Source organism: Polaromonas sp. P1_E3 (assembly GCF_056405935.1).
Map to the genome: position 1 here is coordinate 1 of NZ_JBFUBD010000464.1, position 1,935 is coordinate 1,935.

3 protein-coding genes are annotated in these 1,935 nt (G+C 61.5%); 2 read left to right on the forward strand and 1 reads right to left on the reverse strand.

Annotation, left to right across the window (positions count from 1 at the left end):
* Positions 1 to 272, forward strand: a 272-nt coding sequence (locus AC1D0Z_RS20575) for an RnfH family protein (RefSeq protein ID WP_477660023.1), incomplete at its 5' end; no start/stop codon positions are given.
* A gap of 51 nt (positions 273 to 323) precedes the next feature.
* Here AC1D0Z_RS20575 and AC1D0Z_RS20580 read toward each other — a convergent pair.
* Positions 324 to 863 (reverse strand): DUF4124 domain-containing protein, encoded by a 540-nt coding sequence (locus AC1D0Z_RS20580; RefSeq protein ID WP_477660024.1) that lies wholly within the window; start codon positions 861 to 863, stop codon positions 324 to 326.
* A 166-nt stretch (positions 864 to 1,029) separates the two neighbouring features.
* Between AC1D0Z_RS20580 and guaB the strand changes: the two genes are divergently transcribed.
* Positions 1,030 to 1,935: IMP dehydrogenase (guaB, locus tag AC1D0Z_RS20585; RefSeq protein WP_477660025.1), on the forward strand; the 906-nt coding region annotated here is incomplete at its 3' end.

A 1,935-nucleotide genomic window follows, 5' to 3' on the forward strand; every position in this document is an offset into this window, starting at 1 on the left:
TGGCCGCAGGAACCACTGTGGCGCAGGCCCTTGCAGCGGCCGGGGTTTTTGAGGAGTTCCCGGCATTGCAGCTGAGTAGCCGTCCGCTGATCGGGATATGGGGCCGCAAAACCACGCTGGCGCATGTGCTGCATGACCGGGACAGGATTGAAATTTACCGCGTCCTGCGCGTCGACCCCAAAGTTGCGCGTCGCGAACGTTTCAGCCGGCAAGGCGCGAAAAGCGCCGGCCTGTTCGCCAAAGCGCGGCCTGGGGCCAAGGCGGGATATTAAAGCTGGAAGGCAGGAAACCGGTGGAGCCGGGTGCGGCAGGCACGCGCCAGTTTATTTGCTGCAGCTTGCGTCTGCCACGCCTTGCGCGCGCTTGGATTCTTCTGCGCGCTTTGCGTCGTCCATGATTTCACGCTCACCTTTGGTATTGGTCGTTCCAATCCGCACACCTGATTGCAGGGTGCCCAGATAGCGCTTGGCGCGTTCGCATGCATCGGCTTTGTTTTTTGCCTGCTTTTCTTCTTCGGCTTTTTTCTTCGCCGCTTCTTCGTTATCCGCCTGTTTTTTCTTGGCCTCGAGGTCGGCATCCTTGCCAGACAGCTTGGGCGCACTGGCTTTGCCGGCGGGTGCAGACGCCGCGGGGGTTGCAGGGTCGGCCGCGCTAGCGGCAGGCTCAACAGCTGCAGCCGTTCTCGCCATGCCTCCCGGGCGCTTCAAGATGTTTTTTTCCAGGATATCTGAAGGCGGCGACCGGTCGCTGTAGACCTTGCGGCCGTCTTTGTCGATCCATTGCCACTGGGCGAAAGCTGTGAGGGCGAATGACCCGCAGGCCAGGGCCAGGAGGAGAGGGCGTAAAACGGATTTGGAGTGCATTTCGCCAGTGTAGCGCTGCGCCGTCCGGTTTTCTTCAGGCTGACGGGTAAAGCGGCTTTTTTACAACCCTTGGCAAGCGGTCCGCACGGGCAGGCAAGGGCTGCTAGGGGTAAGTACCGACGGGTTTTGATGACAAGGGTACAATCGTGTTTTTGGAGCCATCCCTATGCGCCTACTCGGCAAAGCGCTCACCTTCGACGACGTATTGTTGGTGCCAGCGTTCTCCCAGGTCCTGCCCAAGGACACCTCACTTTCCACCCAGTTTTCCCGAAACATCCGCCTGAATCTRCCGCTCGTGTCGGCAGCCATGGACACTGTCACCGAGGCCCGGCTGGCCATTGCCATTGCTCAGGAAGGCGGCATAGGCATCGTTCACAAGAACCTGACACCGCAGCAGCAGGCCGCCGAGGTGGCCAAGGTCAAGCGCTACGAAAGCGGCGTGCTGCGCGACCCGGTGGTCATCACCCCCACGCATACCGTACGCCAGGTCATGGCGCTCAGCGAGCAACTCGGCATTTCCGGTTTTCCAGTGATTGACGGCGGCAAGGTCGTCGGCATTGTCACCGGGCGCGACATGCGCTTTGAATCCCGCATGGATGTGCCGGTCAGCACCATCATGACCCCGCGCGAGCGCCTCATCACCATTTCCGAAACAGCCTCCCTGGCCGACGCCAAGGCGCTTCTCAACAAGCACCGTCTGGAACGCGTGCTGCTGATCAACGACGATTTTGAGCTCAAGGGCCTGATCACCGTCAAGGACATCACCAAACAGACCACCTTCCCCAATGCCGCGCGTGACTTGCACGGCAAGCTGCGCGTGGGTGCTGCTGTCGGGGTGGGTGAGGGCACCGAAGAGCGTGTCGAGGCCCTCGTGAAAGCCGGCGTCGACGCCATCGTTGTGGACACCGCTCACGGACACAGCAAAGGCGTGCTCGATCGGGTTCGCTGGGTCAAGCAGAACTATCCGCAAATCGACGTCATTGGCGGCAACATCGCCACCGGTGCGGCAGCGCTGGCGCTGGTGGAAGCCGGCGCCGACGGCGTCAAGGTCGGCATCGGCCCGGGCAGCATC

What these genes read in the sequence shown, in the direction of transcription:
- AC1D0Z_RS20580 (WP_477660024.1), bottom strand. Translation starts at nt 863, where the DNA reads ATGCACTCCAAATCCGTTTTACGCCCTCTCCTCCTGGCCCTGGCCTGC.